The sequence below is a fragment of the Acidobacteriota bacterium genome (assembly GCA_016712445.1).
Classification (GTDB): Bacteria; Pseudomonadota; Alphaproteobacteria; order Caulobacterales; family Hyphomonadaceae; genus Hyphomonas.
Window position 1 is genome coordinate 1,192,917 of the sequence record JADJRB010000001.1, and the last position, 17,151, is coordinate 1,210,067.

The window sequence follows — 17,151 nt, forward strand, 5'->3', positions numbered from 1 at the left end:
TCTGCGGGTTCAGAAAAGCAGAAAGAGGCGCTAGAAGCGACTCGAAATCCTTCTCCAACGCCCTGATACGGAGGCGCCAAGATGTCCGCCATGATGAAAGCCGCCTTTGCATCCGCCGGGGAGAAACTGGTGCTGACGGAAATGCCACGCACCGAGCCTGCGGCCGGCGAGGTGCAGATCGAGGTGGCGGCGGCCGGCCTCAACCGCGCCGACCTCGCGCAGAAAGCGGGCGCCTATCCGCCGCCGCCGGGCGCCTCGCCGATCCTCGGGCTGGAAGTGTCCGGCATCGTGTCGGCGGTTGGTCCGGGCACGGAGCGCTACAAGGTGGGCGACCGGGTGGCGGCGCTGCTGGCGGGCGGCGGCTATGCCACGCATGTCTGCGCCGATGAGGGATCGGTACTGCCGGTGCCGGCGGGGTTTGACCTGACGCTCGCCTGCTGCTTTCCCGAAGCGATGTTCACGGTGTGGGCCAACGTGTTCGACCGGGCAGGCCTGAAGCGGGGCGAGGCTTTTCTCTGCCACGGCGCAACCAGCGGCATTGGCGTGATGGCGCTGCAGATGGCGAAGGTGTGGGGCGCCTCCCCTATCTTCGGCACGGCGGGCTCCGACGAGAAGTGCGCGCTCGCGCGCGAACTGGGCGCCACGCGGGCCATCAACTACCGGACCGAAGCGTTCGAGGAGGTGGTGAAAGCCGAAGGCGGCGCGGATGTGACGCTCGACATGGTCGGCGGCGAATACATCCAGAAGAACATCTCGGCCGCCAAACTCGACGGGCGGATCATCAACATTGCCTACCAGGAGGGCTTTGCGGCGAGCGTGAACTTCGCGCCGGTGCTGATGAAGCGGCTGTCGGTGATGGCCACGACGCTGCGGGCCCGGCCAGTGAAAGAGAAACGCCGCATCCGCGACGCCGTGGAGCGGGATTTCTGGCCGCACGTGATTTCCGGGCATATCCGGCCGGTGCTGGACGGGGCGTTCCCGCTGGCCGAGGCCGAAGCAGCCCTCGCCCGGATGAGCAGCGGCGGGCATTCGGGCAAAATCCTGCTCAGGCCGTGAAAACAGGCCTTTTCCACAGAATGCCTTTCCACCCGGGCTCATCTGGCGTATAGCGCCCGCAAGGTATCAGCCGCGCTGAACCCTGACCGCCCGGCACCCCAAGTGCCGGGCGGCTGCATTTCAGGCGGCAGTTTTTTGAGGAGATTCCCATGTCCGACGTTCTCATGCCGCGCGCGACCGCCGTCTGGCTGCTCGACAACACGACGCTGACCTTCGCCCAGATCGCGAAGTTCTGCGGCCTGCACCACCTCGAAGTGAAGGGCATCGCCGATGGCGACGTGGCCGAGAACATGCGCGGCGTCGACCCGATTGCCGGCGGGATCCTGTCTCGCGAGGAAATCGCCAAGGGCGAGGAGAACCCTGATCACGAGCTGAAACTGGCCGAGTCGCGGATCGACCACATCCCGCAGCCGAAGCGCAAGGGCAGCCGCTACACGCCGGTCATCCGCCGCGCCGACAAGCCGGACGCCGTGGCCTGGTTCATCCGCCACCACCCGGAAGTGCCGGACGCCCAGATCATCAAGCTGATCGGCACGACCAAGGCGACCATCAACAACGTGCGCGACAAGTCGCACTGGAATGCGCAGAACATCAAACCGGTCGACCCGGTGACGCTCGGCCTGTGCTCGCAGATCGAACTGGACGAAGTAATCGCCAAGGCCGCCGACAAGCGCCGCAAGCTGGACGCCGAGAAAGCTGCCCGCGCCGAAGGCCCCGGTCTTGCCCCAGCGCAGGACACGCCGGCCTTCGAACCGGAGCCCGAGCCCGAGAACGCCTTCAAGAAGGCGATCTCTGCTGACGACGTGTTCCGCGATTTCGAATAGGGCCTGAGATGACTGCAGATGTGAGCCGGCCGCAGGTCGGGATCGTCGGCGCCACCGGACTGGTGGGCGAGATGATGCGCGATATCCTCGCCGAGCGGGACTTCCCGCTGGGCGGCATCCGTTTCTTTGCCTCGGCGCGCTCTGCCGGAACGAAGATTGCCTTCAAGGGCAAGGACGTGGTGGTTGAGGACGCCGCGACCGCCGACTATGCCGGGCTCGACATCGTGTTTTTCTCCGCAGGCGGAGCAACCTCGCTGGCGCTGGCGCCGAAGGTTGCCGCGGCCGGAGCCATCGTCATCGACAACTCATCGGCCTGGCGCAGCGATCCGGACGTGCCGCTCGTGGTGGCCGAAGTGAACCCGCATGCGCTGAAGTCCATCCCGAAGGGCATCATCGCCAACCCGAACTGCACGACGATGGCCGCCATGCCGGTACTGAAGCCGTTGCATGACCGCGCCGGGCTGAAGCGCCTTGTGGCGAGCACCTACCAGGCGGTGTCCGGCGGCGGCGTTGCGGGGGTCGAGGAATTGCAGTCTCAGATCGAGGCGGTGGGCCAAGGCAGCGGCGCCCTGGCGCGCAGCGGCGAAGCCAAGACCTTTCCGGCGCCGAAGAAATGGGCCGTGCCGATCGCGTTCAACGTCGTCGCGCTGAACTACAAGCTCGGCGAAGACGGGTACACGGACGAAGAGCTGAAGCTGCGCGACGAGACGCGCAAGATCCTCGAGATCCCCGGCCTGCCGGTTTCGGGCACCTGTGTGCGCGTACCGGTGTTCACCGGCCACTCGGTGTCGATCAATGCCGAGTTCGAGCGCCCGATCAGCGCAGCCGATGCAACCGCGCTGCTGCAGAACGCGCCCGGCGTGGTGGTGACCGAAGTGCCGAACGCGCTGGAAGCCACCGGGCGTGACCCCGTCTATGTCGGCCGTATCCGGCCGGACCCGACGGTGGCCCACGGGCTCGCGCTGTTCCTCAGCAATGACAACTTGCGCAAGGGCGCTGCCCTGAACGCGGTGCAGGTGGCGGAAGTGCTGCTGGCGCAGCGCGCCTAGCCGGGCCGCCTGAGGAAAACGTAGAACGCGCCCGCCCCGCCATGCTTGGGGTGGGATTCGGCGTAGCCTGACACCAGCCGGCGGGCGCTTGCCGATTCCAGCCAGAGCAGGAAGTTCCGGCGCAGGATGCCCTGCCCTTCCCTGCCCTTTCCGGTGATGACGAGCACGCAGCGCGCACCGTCCGCCTGCTGATTTTCGAGGAAAGCCGGCAAGGCCCGCGCCGCGCTCGCCTGGGTATGGCCATGCAGGTCGAAGCGCGCAGCGATGGCAAGCTGGCCGCGCCGCACTTTCTTCTCCCCGCTGCGCTCTGCCGGCAGCGACGGGAGCTTGGCCTCTGCGGGCTTGCGAGCCTTGGGCGGCGACGGCGCGGGCGGCGGGTCGAGTTCCTGCGGACCGGCTTCCAGCGCCGCCGAAAACTCTGCGAGATCTGCGGCGCGCGGACCGATTGGCTTCACCGTTGCGGCGACACGGGCCCAGGCGCGCGCTTCTTCGGGCGACAGGGACCTTCGCTTCATCAGCCGGGCTGGCCGGCAGGCGGCAGGCTGGCGACGAGGCCAGCTTCGAACATGCGGGCGGCGACGGCGCGCGGCAACAGCACCCAGAGCCGGCCGGGCGCGTTCATCGTGCCGGCGCGGTTGCCGGCTTCCGGGCCGGTGCCGAAATAGATATCGCCGCGCACCGGTCCTTTGATGGCGCCGCCAGTATCCTGCGCGATCAGCAGGCCGGACCAGGCGCCGCCGAGACCGGGCGCTGTGGTCTGGATGAACATCGGCACGCCGAGCGCGTGGAATTCCGGGTCGACCGCCATCGAGCCGAGCGGCGTGAGGGCCACATTGTGTGCGCCGTTCGGGCCGAGTTCCGGATCGCCTTCGGGAAGAGACTGGAAGAAGACGAAGCGCGGGTTGACGTTCATGGCTTCGCGCACCTCGGCGGCGCTGGCGCGGTCCATCCAGCCGCGGATGCCCTGCATGGAGCCTTCGGCGCGGGTGATCCGCCCGGAATCGATCAGCCAGTTGGCGACCGACTTGAACGGCTGGCCATTGTGCGAGGCATAGGCGGCGCGCAGCGTGGTGCCATCCGGGAAGGTCAGGCGTCCGGAGCCCTGGACCTGCAGGAAAAAGACATCGGCGGGGTGGGCATAGGCGATGGCGGGGCCGCCGCGCGCAGTGATGTCGGCGCGTGCCGGATAGGGGCGGGTCGATCCGTCAGGCAGGCGCTGCAGCGGGCTGTCACCGTTCGCGACGAAGTCGGGCGGGACGGCGAAGATCGGTTCGGTGAACGGTGGCTCGGGCGTGCGGCGGGCTTCATAGCGCGGCTCGAAATAGCCGGTGAAGCGCTGCTTGCCTTCCTTGTCGATGATCTCCAGCGGCACGAACTGGGTTTCGAAGATCGTGCGGGCGGCGGCTTCGTCGCGGGCGGCCGTGATCGCGGCGCAGGCCGGCTGCCAGTCTCCGGCGGTGCCGGCCCAAGGCGCGCTGCGCGACAAGGGCGCATCGAAGGCACGCCGGGTGAAACGGTCGCAGGTACGCTTGAACGCTTCGATCGGCGCGGAAAGCGGCGCGCCGGCCCAGCCCGGAAGCTCAAGATAGGTGGCAGGGCTGGCTGACGGCGGCAGTGCGGAGGGACCGGCTGGCAGGTCGACCGGCACGCGCTGGTCAATCGGCGCCGGCTGGGTCTGGCAGGCGGCGAGCGCGACGAGGAGGGGGATCAGGAATCTGGAGGCACGCATGCCTGCGCATATGCCGTGAAACGGCGGGGGCTGCCAACCGCCCTTTCACCTGACAGGCGAGACGTCGGATTTGTAACCTGCGGGCGGTCAGCCCGCGACGTCGACGTCGTCGAGCAGCCAGTTCGGATCGCTGGAAGCGGTTTCGCGCTTGAAGGTCCAGATTTCCTTGGCGGTGCGGGTGGTTTCGCCGTCTCCGAGATCGGCTTCATAGCGAACCCAGACACGGGCGGTGGCCCCGTCGAGTTCGGCCTTCTCGATTTCCGCGCGCTTGATGCGCAGCAGTTCGAAAGCCCGGTCGCCGCTGGCTTCGCGCGCCGACAGGGCGGCGTCCCAGGCTTCATACACATCGTCATCGAGCAGCGGGCGAAGCGCCTTGCGGTCGCCCCGCGCATAGGCGCCGACGATCATCTGGTAGGCCGCCTTGGCGCCGCGCAGGAATTCTTCCGCCGAGAAGCTGCGGTCGGCATTGTAGATGTCCTCAAGGCCGCCGGCTGCGGGGCCGGTAAACACGGGCCGCTCGGCTTCCGTGCGGCGCGGCGCCGCGATTGGCTTATCGGCGGCGGGCGCGCGCTGTTCCGGCGCGGGGGCCGGACGCTGCATCGGCCGCTCGTCGCCGCCCCGGCCGAGCGCCACATAGAGACGCCACAGCACGAAGAGTGCGACGGCGGCCAGAATGAGGACTTCGATCACAGGATTGGACATTCGGCGCAGGGTTCCTCAGAAATTGCTCGGATCAACCGGGTAGATAGTGTGGGCCGGGCGCGGGTGCCAGCCTTTGCGTTGCGCGGCCAAGGGGCGCATGCTAGGCGCGGGGCGCGACCAGTAGAGGCTTATAATGACAGATACCAGCTCGCCCGCAAACCCCACGCCAGAAGGCGCTGCCCCGTCCGCGCCGTCCCTCCGGGTGCTGGGACAGTATGTGAAAGACCTGTCATTCGAAAATCCGGGCCATGCCCCGGTTCAGGCCCAGCCGAACATCGATCTCGGGATTGACGTGGGCGCCGCGCCGCACGCGGACGGCAACGGCCTGTTTGAAGTGTCGCTGAAACTGTCCGCCAAGGCGCTCGCCGGCGACGCGACGCTGTTCATCACAGAGCTCGACTATGCCGGCCTGTTCCAGCTGTCCAACGTGACGGAAAAGCAGGTCGAGCCGATGCTGCTGATCGAATGCCCGCGCCTGCTGTTCCCGTTCGCGCGCCGGATCATTGCGGAAATCACGCGCGAGGGCGGCTTCCCTCCCCTGCTGATCGACCCGGTCGACTTCGTGCAGCTTTACCAGGCGCAGTACCGCAAGGCGGCCGAACGTGCGGGCAACCCGCCGGCCTAGACGAGCGATCGCCAGATCGCGTTGGCACCCAGCTTTTCGATGAAGGCCGCATGCGCGGCGGCCTCCTCGGCCGTGGTTGCCGGCGCGAGCGGCTGCGGGCGCTGCGCGGCCGGTGGCCGGTCGGCCCGGCCGGGGCCGCCGGTATCGCCCTCGAAACTGAACGCGCGGGCGCGCCCGCCCAGCAGTTCGAGATAGACGCTGGCGAGCAGCTGGCTGTCGAGCAGCGCGCCGTGGAAGGCGCGGCTTTCGAGCGAAATATCGAACCGCTTGCAGAGGGCGTCGAGGCTGGCCGGTGCGCCCGGGAAACGCTTGCGCGCCATGGTGACGGTGTCGACCCAACGCTCGTCCGGGATGGCCGGGCGCCCGCATTTCGCCAGCTCGGCGTTCAGGAAGCCGCGGTCGAAAGCGGCGTTGTGCGCGACAAGGACGGCATCGCCAAGGAAGCTGAGAAAGGCGTCGACGATGTCCGGATGCTCGAAGGGCGGGCAGTCGACGAGGTCGGCGTCGGTGATGCCGGTGATCCGGATGGTCGCCTCGGAGACCGGGCGGCCCGGATTGATCAGGCGGCGGAAGGTGCGCCCGGTCGGGATATGGTTGATCAGTTCGACAGCGCCGATCTCGATGATGCGGTCACCGTCCGCCGGGCTGAGGCCGGTGGTTTCGGTGTCGAAAGCGATTTCGCGGAGCTTTTCGGCCATCAGCGCTTCCCGTCGGCGAGACGAATCATCAGCGCGACTATGGCGCGAACATGGTCGCGGGCAAAGTCGAAGCCGTGGGCCGTCGACAGGATGAAGTCAGCGCGGGCGCGCTTGTCGGCGTCGGGCATCTGGCGCGCGAGGATCGCCTCGAAGGTTTCCGCCGTGACACCCGGACGGGCCAGCACGCGCGCGCGCTGGATGGCGGGCGGAGCCGTGACCACCAGCGTGAAGTCGCAGTGACGCTCGCCGCCGGTTTCAAACAGCAGCGGGATGTCGAGCACTGCGAGCGCGGCACCTTCGGCATGCGCGGCCTGACGAAAGTCGCGCTGCGCCTCGCCGGCGAGCGGATGGACGATGCCTTCAAGACGCTTCATCGCCTCCGGATTGTCGAGCACATGCGTGCGCAGGCGGGTCCGGTCGACGGCCCCCTCGTGCACGACGCCCGGGAACGCCGCGCCGATCGGCTCGACGGCAGCGCCGCCTTCGGCATAGAGGGCGTGCACCGCAGCGTCGGCGTCGTAGACTGGCACGCCGGCCTCGCGGAACAGGGTGGCGGTGGCGGATTTGCCCATGCCGATCGAACCTGTCAGTCCAAGGATGATCATTGCGTAGCCTCCAGCAGCGCGCGGGCGCGGGCATGCGCGTTGGCGAGGTCAGGCGTGACGCCGAACCACAGCTCGAAACTGAGCGCGGCCTGTGCGACCAGCATGCCGAGCCCGTCAAGCGTGCGCCAGCCTTTCGCGCCGGCTTCCGCAAGGCTGGCGGCGGCGCCCTTGCCATAGCTGATGTCGTAGAAGATGCCGCCGGCGGAGTCCGGCAACGTGAACCTTGCGCCTGAATGGCCGGCGCTGAGCGTGTTGATCACGAGCGAGGCCCTCGAAAGCTGGCTGAGTCCGTCTTCGAGGGACAGGATACGGGCGGCGGGGGCCAGGTCGAGCGCGAGTTTCTCGGCGCGGGCGATCGTCCGGTTACAGATGGTCAGGCGCGCGCCGCGCCGGTTGAGCACGTCTGCGACGGCCCGGGCCGAGCCCCCTGCCCCGAGCAGGAAGACTTCGCGGCCTTCAACCGCGATGTCGCCATACTCGAGGGTCAGCGCAAAGCCCGGCGCGTCAGTATTGTCGGCGTGCCAGCCCGTATCGCTGCGTGCGAGCGTATTGGCCGCGCCGATGCGGCGAGCTGTATCACTGGCGCTGGCAGCGAGCTTCAGAACGTTTTCCTTGTGCGGCAGTGTGACATTCAGCCCGAAGGCGTCGTGCGCCAGGAGCGAGTCCAGCGACGACGCCAGTTCGTCTGCCTTCACTTCGAGCGCCGCATAGACGGCATCCAGCTGGTGCTGGCGCAGCCAGTGATTGTGGATGTAGGGCGACATCGAGTGCGAGACGGGGTCGCCGATCACTCCCAGCAGGCGGGTCATTGGGGCAGCACCTTCCGGACACGGAGATAATCGAGCAGCGGCAGGAGCGGCAGGCCGAGGATGGAGAAATAGTCGCCTTCGATGCGTGCGAACAATTGCGCGCCGAGGCCTTCGAGCTGGTAGGCGCCGACGGTGGACAGCAGTGCTTCGCCGCACGTCGCGATGTAGGTATCCACGAAAGCGCCGGAAAGCGGGCGCATGGTCAGTTTCGGCCGGGCGAGATGGCGCCACACAGGCACGCCTTCCTCGCAAACCACAATGGCCGTTTCCAGCGTATGGGTCTTGCCAGACAGGCGCGCGAGGTGGCTGCGCGCTTCGGCGAGGTCGCGCGGCTTGTCGAAGGCTTCGTCGCCGAGGGCGAGCATCTGGTCGCCGCCGATGACCAGGCCGGGGCGGCCCTGCGACACGCGCACGGCTTTCATCTCGGCGAGCTGCATCGCCTGGTCGCGCACCGACACCTTGTCGGCGCGCAGCGCGGTGCGGAAGGCGTCTTCATCCACATTCGGCGCCACCGCTTCGGCGACGACGCCGGCGGCGGCCAGAACAGCGCGGCGGCTGGCGCTGCCGGAGGCGAGCGTGACGGCGAGGCTCACGGATGGCCCCGGCGTTCGTTCAGCAGGTTGAGGATGGCGGCGGCGGTTTCCTCGACCGAGCGGCGGGAGACGTCGATCGTCTTCCACTGGTTGCGCTGGAAAAGGCGGTTGGCCTGCGTGATCTCCTCGCGCACGGCTTCCTCGTCGGCATAGTCGCCGGCGTCATCCTGGTTCAGCGAGATCAGGCGCTGGCGCCGGATCTGGACGAGCCGTTCGGCGGAAATCTTCAGGCCGACCACGAGCGGGCCCTTGTCGCCAAGCTTTTCCAGGAAGTCGGGCAATACGGTTCCGGGCACCAGCGGAATATTACCCGCGCGCACCTGGCGGTTGGCGAGATACACACAGGTCGGCGTCTTCGAGGTGCGGCTGACCCCGAGGAGGATGACATCGGCGCCGATCAGACTTTCGACATTCTGGCCGTCATCATGTGCGAGCGTGAAGTTGATGGCTTCCATCCGCTCGAAATAGTCCTCGTCCATGGCGTGCTGGCCAGCGACACGGTTGTTGGCGGATACGCCGAGGTGGCGGCTCAGCATGGCGATCGAGGGATCGAGCACCGGCAGGGTCGGAATGCTCCGCTCACGGCAGAAGGCTTCCAGCCGCGCGCGCAGTCCGGCATCCGAGATGGTGTACCAGACGACGCCGGGCGCCGCTTCGATCTCGCGGGTCACCCGTTCCAGCTGGCGTTCGGACCGGACGAGGTAGTAATTGTGCTCGAGCGGCTGCACATTCTCGAACTGCGCGCAGGCGGCCCGCTGCACAGCGTTCAGGGTCTCGCCGGTGGAGTCCGAGACGAGATGGACGTTGAAGTAGATGGCGGGCCGGGTCGGGCGGGTCATGCGCTTCTCTTGCCGGGACCGGCGGCATTGCACAAGGGTTGTGACTCGCCTGTGGAATGGCCCGGGAGTCACAACGAGTCACACGCAATCCACAGCGGCGCGAATTCGACTCCCATCCGGTCTTCTCTTGTTCCCGGCTGTGACTCCGGCGAGGGTGTTAACCTTGCGTTAATCTTTGAGACTCGTGGAGATTCTGATCGCCTGTGAGGCGAACCGTCCTTGTGACTCGGTTGTGGATTTCAGTGGACAAAGGCGTTGAAACCACGCTCTCCCAGCATTTCAGGGTTTCATAATCATAAGCGCCCTCACGGGCTTGTTTGAATTGGATTGAAAAGGGGGTCTCCGGATGACAGCCGCAAGGTCGAAGAAATTCCTCAAGGTGCTTTCAGGAGAGGTCCAGTCTCCTCCCCCGGTGTGGATGATGCGCCAGGCCGGGCGCCACCTTCCCGAATATCTCGAGACGCGCGCCAGGGCCCGTGACTTCCTTGATTTCTGCTACACGCCGTCGCTCGCCGCCGAAGCAACCCTCCAGCCCATCCGCCGCTATGGCATGGACGGCGCGATCCTGTTTGCCGACATCCTGCTCATCCTGGATGCGATGGGCCTCGATGTGCGGTTCGAGAAAGGCGAAGGCCCGCTGGTCGAGACCATTTCAGCTGCCGCCGATCTTGCCCGCGTGAAACCCCAGGCAGCGGCCGACAAGCTTTCGCCGGTCTACGAAACGGTCGCCCGGGTGAAAGCCGCACTTCCGGCGGAGACCGCTCTGATCGGGTTCGCCGGGTCACCCTGGACGGTGACGCTCTATGCCGTGGAAGGGCGCGGAAAGACGGACAAGTCGGCTGCCTGGCGCTGGGCCCACGGCAAGCCTGAGGAACTCGCCGCGGCGATGGATGTCGTCGGAGAAGCGACCGCGCACTACCTCGCCAAACAGGTTGAGGCCGGCGCCGAAGCGCTGATGCTGTTCGACAGCTGGGCCGAAGGCCTGCCGGACAATATCTTCCGGGAAGTCATCATCGCGCCGACGCGCAAGCTGGTCGACCGGTTGCGCGCGATGGGCGTGACGGTGCCGATCATCGGCTTTCCGCGCGGGGCCGGCGTGATGGTGCCGGACTATGTGGCCGCGACCGGCGTCACCGCTGTCGGCCTGGATACCGCCGCATCGCCCGCCTTCCTGAACCGCGAACTGCCTGCAGGGTTTCCGGTGCAGGGACACCTCGATCCCCTTCTGCTGATCGAGGGTGGTGCGCGACTTGACGCACGTGTGGATGAGTTGCTGGACGCCTACAGGGGCCGGCCCCATATCTTCAATCTCGGGCACGGGGTTCGGCCCGAGACACCAATCGCACATGTCGAGCAGGTGCTCAGCCGTATCCGGAAGGGATAGACTTACGTATGGGGCGCAGGATTGCTGTCGTGCTGTTCAACCTCGGGGGCCCGGACGGGCCTTCGTCCGTACAGCCGTTCCTGCAGAACCTGTTCCGTGATCCGGCAATCCTGCGCACCGCGCTGCCGCTGCGCTGGTTCCTGTCGCGGTTGATCTCGCGGACACGCGCCAAGTCTGCCCGGGCGAACTATGCCATGATGGATGCGGGCGGCGGCTCTCCCCTGCTCCGCGAAACGGAGGCGCAAGCCGAGGCGCTGCAGGCGGAACTGGCACGCGCGCTGCCGGGCGACGAGGTGAAGTGCTTCATCGCCATGCGCTACTGGCACCCGTTCACCGAAGAGGCCGCGCGCGAGGTGAAAGCCTGGGGGGCGGACGAGGTTGTGCTTCTCCCGCTCTACCCGCAATTCTCGACCACGACGACGGGGTCCTCGCTGGACGCCTGGCGCAAAGCGTTCAAGGGCCAGGCAAAGACGGTCTGCTGCTTTCCGTTCGAAGAGCACTTCGTGTCGGCGCATGTTGAGCGCATCTTCGAAGCGCATGCAAAAGCCGGATCACCCGAGAAAGTGACGCTGCTCCTGTCGGCGCACGGCTTGCCCGAACAGGTGATCGAGGCGGGCGACCCCTACCAGTGGCAGTGTGAAGCGCTGACCGAGATGATTGCCGGCCGCGTGCCGGCCGAGTGGGAAGTCATCGGCTGCTACCAGTCGCGCGTCGGGCCGCTGAAATGGATCGGGCCGGCCACGGAATCCGAAGTCCATCGCCATGCCGAGGCTGGCAAGCATATCCTGATCGCGCCGATTGCCTTTGTGTCCGAGCATATCGAGACGCTGGTGGAGCTCGGCGAGGAATACCGGCTGGTCGCCGAGAAAGCCGGCGCGGCGAGCTACACGCGGGTTGAAGCGCTCGGTACGCATCCGGAGTTCATCCGCACGCTGACGGGCGAGACCCTGGCGGCGCTGGGGATGAAAGGCGCGATCCGCTCCTGCGCTGGCGGACGGCTTTGTCCTTCCGACTGGACGGCCTGCCCGCATGCGGTCACACATCAGGCTGCCGGCCAGCGGGTCAACGCGCCGGCAGCGTGAGGGAACCGGATGGACGTCTATCTCTGGATCAAGGCCGCGCACATCGTGTTCGTGATTGCGCTGATGGCCGGGTTGCTGGTGTATCCGCGCTACAAGATCCATCAATTGTCGAGCCGGCCGGGCGAGCCGCTGTTCGAAACCATGAAAGATGCGTCGGCGCTGCTCAAGCGCATCATCCTGAATCCAAGTTTGATACTTGTCTGGGTGCTCGGAATCCTGATGGTGTACCTAGACTGGCAGCGCGGCGGCCAGATCCTGCTCCAGCCCTGGTTTCACACCAAGCTGTTGCTGGTCCTGGGCATCAGCGGCCTGCACGGCTATTTCATCGGCCTCGGCCGGAAGGTCGACAATGTCACCGGCACCGTCCAGGCCAAGCAGTTGCGCATGCTGAATGAGGTGCCATTCCTCCTGATGATCGGCGTTGTCATCCTGGTTATTGTGAAACCCTTCTGATCCCGCCGCCAAGACTGCTTGACCTTTCAGGACAAATTGGCGAAGAGAGGCGCATGCCGGTGCGCCCAATCCTCGTGGCGCCCCACACTTTTCCCTGACCGGCACCCCCCTGAACTAAATCCATAATCCGGACCCAGCCCGAATGGCCTCCTCGATGCTTGATAACCTGACCAGCGTCACGCTGCGTGAACTCAAAGCCAAATCCCCTGAAGAGCTCCTGCTCTACGCCGAAGAGCTTGAAATCGAGAATGCATCCTCGATGCGGACGCAGGACATGCTGTTCGCGATCCTCAAGGAGCTCGCGGACAGCGAGGTGGAGATCACGGGCCAGGGTGTGCTCGAAGTGCTGGTCGACGGTTTCGGCTTCCTGCGGTCGCCAGAGTCGAACTACCTGCCCGGCCCGGACGACATCTATGTGAGCCCGGAAGTTCTGAAAAAGGCGAACATCCGCACCGGCGACACGGTCGAAGGCCCGATCGTCGCCCCGCAGGATTCCGAGCGCTACTTCGCCCTGACGGATGTCAGCCAGATCAATTTCGAGGATCCTGACAAGGCCAACAAGAAGGTCCACTTCGACAACCTGACGCCGCTCTACCCGGACAAGCGGCTCAAGATGGAGAGCCGCGATCCGACCAAGAAGGATCGCTCTGGCCGCGTCATCGACATCGTCGCCCCGATCGGCAAGGGCCAGCGCGCGCTGATCGTCGCCCCGCCCCGCACCGGCAAAACGGTGCTCATGCAGAACATCGCCTCGGCCATCGAGGAGAACCATCCCGAGTGCTACCTGATCGTTCTTCTGATCGACGAGCGCCCGGAAGAAGTGACGGACATGCGCCGCACAGTGAAGGGCGAAGTCATCGCCTCGACCTTCGACGAGCCGGCGACCCGCCACGTCCAGGTTGCCGAAATGGTGATCGAGAAAGCCAAGCGCCTCGTCGAGCACAAACGCGATGTCGTCATCCTGCTCGACTCGATCACGCGCCTCGGCCGCGCCTACAACACGACCGTCCCCTCCTCCGGCAAGGTGCTGACCGGCGGTGTCGACGCCAACGCCTTGCAACGTCCGAAGCGGTTTTTCGGCGCCGCGCGCAATGTTGAAAACGGCGGCTCGCTGACCATCGTCGCCACCGCCCTGATCGATACCGGATCGCGGATGGACGAAGTTATCTTCGAAGAGTTCAAGGGCACGGGTAACTCCGAGGTCGTGCTCGACCGGAAGATTGCCGACAAGCGCACCTTCCCGGCCATCGACATCATGAAGTCCGGCACGCGGAAGGAAGAACTCATCACGCCGCAGGACCAGCTGTCGAAAATCTACATCCTGCGCCGCATCCTCGGCCCGATGGGAACCTCGGACGCGATCGACTTCCTGATCGACAAGCTGCGCCAGACGAAGACCAACGACGAGTTCTTCGAAGCGATGAAGAACTGAGGCATCGGTCGTGGCCGCGCAGGACACGATCTGTGCCCTCGCTTCCGGGCCGCCCCCTTCGGCGATTGCCGTCGTCCGGGTTTCGGGCCCGGCTGTGCGCGAGGTCTGCGACACTCTATTGGCATGCGGACTGCCGGAACCGCGACGGGCAGTCCTGACCCGGATCGTGGATTCGTCCGGCGCGGAGGTCGACGAAGGGCTCGTCCTCTTCTCCCCTGCCCCACATTCCTATACCGGCGAAGACACGCTGGAGCTTTACCTGCATGGCGGCGCGGCGGTGATCGCGCACGCGCTTGCTGCGCTGACCTCCCTTCCGGGAGTGCGACTTGCCGAGGCGGGCGAGTTCACCCGCCGGGCGTTCGAGGCGGGCAGGCTGGACCTGACCGAAGCCGAAGGGGTCGCCGACCTGATCGAGGCCGAGACCCTCGCCCAAAAGGCGCAGGCCCTCCGGCAGGTCTCCGGCGGACTGTCCGAGACATATAACAAGTGGCGTGACGAGCTGACGGGCCTGCTCGCGCTGGTCGAGGTCATGGTCGACTTCCCGGATGAGGGAGATGTCAGCCCGCAGGCAGCCGACCCGATCCGGGCCAAGATCGGTGACCTTATGTATGAAGTCGAAACAGCCCTCGGCGATGGCGGCATCGGGGAGCGGATCCGGGACGGGTTCCGCGTGGCGATCATCGGCCCGCCAAATGCCGGCAAGTCGTCTATCCTCAACCGGCTGGCCCGGAGAGAAGCCGCTATCGTCACCGACATCGCTGGCACCACCCGAGACGTGGTCGAGGTGCGCCTTGTCCTCGGTGGACAGGTTGTCTGGCTGGCGGACACCGCCGGCCTGCGCGAGACGGAAGACGTGGTCGAAGCCGAAGGTGTCCGCCGGGCGAAACGCGCGGCGGCCGAAGCCGACCTCCGGATCCATGTGGTCGACTTCGAAGACCCCTCCCCTCCCCCGGGTCCGGTCGAGCCCCAAGACATTGTCGTCTTCAACAAGTCCGACTTGCGCGCCCCTGCCCTTGCCCCGGACGGGGCCCTTCCCCTCTCGGCGCGGACCGGCGAAGGGATGGAGAAGCTCGAATCCTGGATCGCCGGGTTCGTGTCGCAGCGCGCGGCATCCGTCGAGGCGCCAGTCATCACTCGGGCGAGACATCGCGAAAAGCTGAGCCGGGGCCTTGATGCCCTGAAGGCGGCGGACGAGGCGCTCGGCCAGGAGCTCGGCTTCGAACTCGTCGCCGAAGACCTCCGCCTCGCCATCCGGGAGATGCAATCCATCGTCGGCGAGATCGGAGTCGAGGATGTCCTCGGCGCCGTCTTCTCCCGCTTCTGCATCGGGAAATAGGCTCTAGGGTTTGGGGGCGCCCGGCGTTATATACCCCGCGAAACCCCTGCTTAAGAGATGGTTAATGCCGCACGCGGCCGACTTTGATGTGATCGTGATCGGCGGCGGCCATGCCGGCTGCGAAGCTGCGGCCGCCGCCGCCCGCTTCGGTGCGCGCACGGCGCTTGTCACGCACAAGCTGTCGACCATCGGCGAGATGAGTTGCAACCCGGCCATCGGCGGTCTCGGCAAAGGGCACCTCGTGCGGGAGATCGATGCCCTCGATGGTGTCATGGGCCGCATGGCGGACAAGGCCAGTATCCAGTTCCGGATGCTGAACCGGTCGAAGGGTCCCGCGGTCTGGGGGCCCCGTTCACAGATCGACCGGAAGCTTTATCGCCAGGCGATGCAGGCCGAGCTCTCGGACTATCCGAACCTAACCCTGATCGAGGACGGCGCCGAAGACCTTATCGTGGAGGATGGCAAGGTCGCGGGCGTCGTCGGTCTGACGGGCGCGACCTACCGGGCTGCGAAGGTGGTCATCACCACCGGCACGTTCCTGAAAGGCGTCATCCATATCGGCGCCCGGCGCATCCCGGCGGGCCGGGTCGGCGAGGCACCGGCCATCGGTCTCGCGGACCGGCTCTACAATCTCGGCCTCCCGATGGGCCGGCTCAAGACCGGCACCCCCGCGCGGCTCGATGGCCGGACGATCCACTGGGACCGTCTCGAAATGCAGGCGGCGGATGCCGACCCCATCCCGTTCAGCTTCCTGACCGACCGGATTGAGGTGCCGCAGATCGCGTGCGGCATCACCTGGACGACACCGGAGACCCACGCGATCATCGACGCGAACATCACCCAGTCGGCGGTCTATTCCGGAGCGATCGCCGGACGGGGTCCGCGCTACTGTCCGTCCATCGAAGACAAGGTTCACCGCTTCGCCGACCGCGACCGCCACCAGATTTTCCTCGAGCCGGAAGGCCTCGATGATCACACGGTCTATCCGAACGGCATCTCGACCTCTCTGCCCGAAGAGATCCAGGACCAGTTCATCCGGACCATCCCCGGCCTGGAAGATGCAGTGATCCTCCAGCACGCCTATGCGATCGAATACGACTATGTCGATCCGCGGGCCCTTTCGCCGGCGCTCGAAGTGAAGGCCCTGTCCGGCCTCTACCTCGCCGGCCAGATCAATGGGACGACCGGATACGAGGAAGCGGGCGCCCAGGGTCTGATGGCGGGGTTGAACGCCGCGCGGTCCGCCGCCGGAAAAGACCCGGTCATCTTCGACCGGGCCGAAGCCTATATCGGGGTCCTGATCGACGACCTTGTGACGCGCGGGGTGACAGAGCCCTATCGCATGTTCACGTCGCGGGCCGAATACCGCCTGGCCTTGCGCGCAGACAATGCCGACCAACGGCTCACGCCGCGTGGGGTCGAAGCGGGCTGCGTCGGCGCGGACCGTGCGGCGATGTTTCACGTGAAACATCGCGCGCTGGAGGAGGCCCGCGCCCAACTCAAGTCGCTGACCCTATCTCCAGACGCCGCTGTGAAGGCCGGGTGGTCGGTCAATCAGGACGGCCGCGTCCGGTCGGCCTGGGAATACCTCTCTTATAAAGACATCACCCTCGCCCATCTTTGCGCGGTGTGGCCGGAGCTTGATCGGATACCCGGCGATGTCGGTTCGCAGATCGAGATCGAAGCCCTCTACGCGGCCTACCTCGACCGACAGTCGGAAGACGTCGCCGCGCTGCGCCGGGACGAGTCGCTGACCCTTTCGGCGGATCTCGACTATGACGCTATCGGCGGTCTCTCAAATGAGGTCCGTTCAAAGCTCAAGGCTGTGCGCCCGCAAACCCTCGGACAGGCAGCGCGTATAGAAGGCGTGACGCCCGGCGCGTTGACAGCCTTGCTCGGACACGTGAAACGCGTCCGGCGCACAGGGTAGTATAA

18 protein-coding genes are annotated in these 17,151 nt (G+C 66.2%); 10 read left to right on the forward strand and 8 right to left on the reverse strand.

All coding sequences use genetic code 11. The features are described 5' to 3' along the window. Positions 1–81: 81 nt before the first annotated feature. From IPK75_06205 to IPK75_06215, 3 genes are all read left to right on the forward strand, one after another. The gene (locus IPK75_06205) at positions 82–1,056 is read left to right on the forward strand and encodes an NAD(P)H-quinone oxidoreductase (GenBank protein ID MBK8197943.1); all 975 of its coding nucleotides are present in this window, start codon (positions 82–84) and stop codon (positions 1,054–1,056) included. Between the two features lie 149 nt (positions 1,057–1,205). Beyond that, complete coding sequence (locus IPK75_06210; GenBank protein MBK8197944.1) at positions 1,206–1,880, forward strand: DUF1013 domain-containing protein; 675 nt, start codon at positions 1,206–1,208, stop codon at positions 1,878–1,880. An 8-nt stretch (positions 1,881–1,888) separates the two neighbouring features. Beyond that, positions 1,889–2,929, forward strand: coding sequence for an aspartate-semialdehyde dehydrogenase (locus IPK75_06215; protein MBK8197945.1), 1,041 nt, complete (start codon positions 1,889–1,891; stop codon positions 2,927–2,929). Here the strand turns inward: IPK75_06215 and IPK75_06220 are convergent. The 3 genes from IPK75_06220 to IPK75_06230 form a co-directional block, all read right to left on the reverse strand. Next, complete coding sequence (locus IPK75_06220; protein ID MBK8197946.1) at positions 2,926–3,444, reverse strand: Smr/MutS family protein; 519 nt, start codon at positions 3,442–3,444, stop codon at positions 2,926–2,928. The genes IPK75_06215 and IPK75_06220 overlap by 4 nt on opposite strands. Continuing rightward, positions 3,444–4,658, reverse strand: coding sequence for an MltA domain-containing protein (locus IPK75_06225; protein MBK8197947.1), 1,215 nt, complete (start codon positions 4,656–4,658; stop codon positions 3,444–3,446). Before IPK75_06225 ends, IPK75_06220 begins: the two co-directional genes overlap by 1 nt. 87 nt (positions 4,659–4,745) lie before the next feature. Further along, a complete protein-coding gene (locus IPK75_06230) occupies positions 4,746–5,360 on the reverse strand; it encodes a Tim44 domain-containing protein (protein ID MBK8197948.1) in 615 nt (204 codons plus the stop codon). A gap of 133 nt (positions 5,361–5,493) precedes the next feature. Between IPK75_06230 and secB the strand changes: the two genes are divergently transcribed. Then, on the forward strand, positions 5,494–5,985 hold the full coding sequence (gene secB, locus IPK75_06235) for a protein-export chaperone SecB (GenBank protein MBK8197949.1): 492 nt from the start codon (positions 5,494–5,496) through the stop codon (positions 5,983–5,985). On the opposite strand, the gene dnaQ is transcribed toward secB, so the two are convergent. From dnaQ to IPK75_06260, 5 genes are read right to left on the reverse strand one after another with little or no spacing between them, the layout of a single operon-like run. After that, positions 5,982–6,683, reverse strand: a complete 702-nt coding sequence (gene dnaQ, locus IPK75_06240) for a DNA polymerase III subunit epsilon (protein MBK8197950.1) — start codon at positions 6,681–6,683, stop codon at positions 5,982–5,984. The genes secB and dnaQ overlap by 4 nt on opposite strands. Further along, positions 6,683–7,288 (reverse strand): dephospho-CoA kinase, encoded by a 606-nt coding sequence (gene coaE, locus IPK75_06245; GenBank protein MBK8197951.1) that lies wholly within the window; start codon positions 7,286–7,288, stop codon positions 6,683–6,685. Before coaE ends, dnaQ begins: the two co-directional genes overlap by 1 nt. Beyond that, complete coding sequence (gene aroE / locus IPK75_06250) at positions 7,285–8,097, reverse strand: shikimate dehydrogenase (protein ID MBK8197952.1); 813 nt, start codon at positions 8,095–8,097, stop codon at positions 7,285–7,287. The genes coaE and aroE overlap by 4 nt, the downstream gene beginning before the upstream one ends. After that, positions 8,094–8,690, reverse strand: coding sequence for a Maf family protein (locus IPK75_06255; GenBank protein MBK8197953.1), 597 nt, complete (start codon positions 8,688–8,690; stop codon positions 8,094–8,096). The genes aroE and IPK75_06255 overlap by 4 nt, the downstream gene beginning before the upstream one ends. Then, on the reverse strand, positions 8,687–9,529 hold the full coding sequence (locus IPK75_06260) for a kinase/pyrophosphorylase (protein ID MBK8197954.1): 843 nt from the start codon (positions 9,527–9,529) through the stop codon (positions 8,687–8,689). Before IPK75_06260 ends, IPK75_06255 begins: the two co-directional genes overlap by 4 nt. Positions 9,530–9,875: 346 nt before the next feature. On the opposite strand from IPK75_06260, the gene IPK75_06265 reads away from it, so the two are divergent. The 6 genes from IPK75_06265 to mnmG all read left to right on the forward strand — a co-directional run bounded on the left by IPK75_06265 (position 9,876) and on the right by mnmG (position 17,146). Next, positions 9,876–10,913: a uroporphyrinogen decarboxylase gene (locus IPK75_06265; protein MBK8197955.1), complete on the forward strand. Its 1,038-nt coding sequence runs from the start codon at positions 9,876–9,878 to the stop codon at positions 10,911–10,913. A gap of 8 nt (positions 10,914–10,921) precedes the next feature. Then, positions 10,922–11,995, forward strand: a complete 1,074-nt coding sequence (gene hemH / locus IPK75_06270; protein MBK8197956.1) for a ferrochelatase — start codon at positions 10,922–10,924, stop codon at positions 11,993–11,995. 9 nt (positions 11,996–12,004) lie between these two features. Beyond that, entirely contained in the window at positions 12,005–12,448 is a 444-nt protein-coding gene (locus IPK75_06275) for a CopD family protein (GenBank protein MBK8197957.1), read from the forward strand. A gap of 154 nt (positions 12,449–12,602) precedes the next feature. Continuing rightward, positions 12,603–13,880, forward strand: a complete 1,278-nt coding sequence (gene rho / locus IPK75_06280) for a transcription termination factor Rho (protein ID MBK8197958.1) — start codon at positions 12,603–12,605, stop codon at positions 13,878–13,880. A 10-nt stretch (positions 13,881–13,890) separates the two neighbouring features. After that, complete coding sequence (gene mnmE / locus IPK75_06285) at positions 13,891–15,216, forward strand: tRNA uridine-5-carboxymethylaminomethyl(34) synthesis GTPase MnmE (GenBank protein ID MBK8197959.1); 1,326 nt, start codon at positions 13,891–13,893, stop codon at positions 15,214–15,216. 64 nt (positions 15,217–15,280) lie between these two features. Continuing rightward, positions 15,281–17,146 carry a tRNA uridine-5-carboxymethylaminomethyl(34) synthesis enzyme MnmG gene (mnmG, locus tag IPK75_06290; GenBank protein MBK8197960.1) on the forward strand — a complete coding sequence of 622 codons (1,866 nt, stop codon included), beginning with the start codon at positions 15,281–15,283 and terminating at the stop codon, positions 17,144–17,146. Positions 17,147–17,151 lie beyond the last annotated feature (5 nt).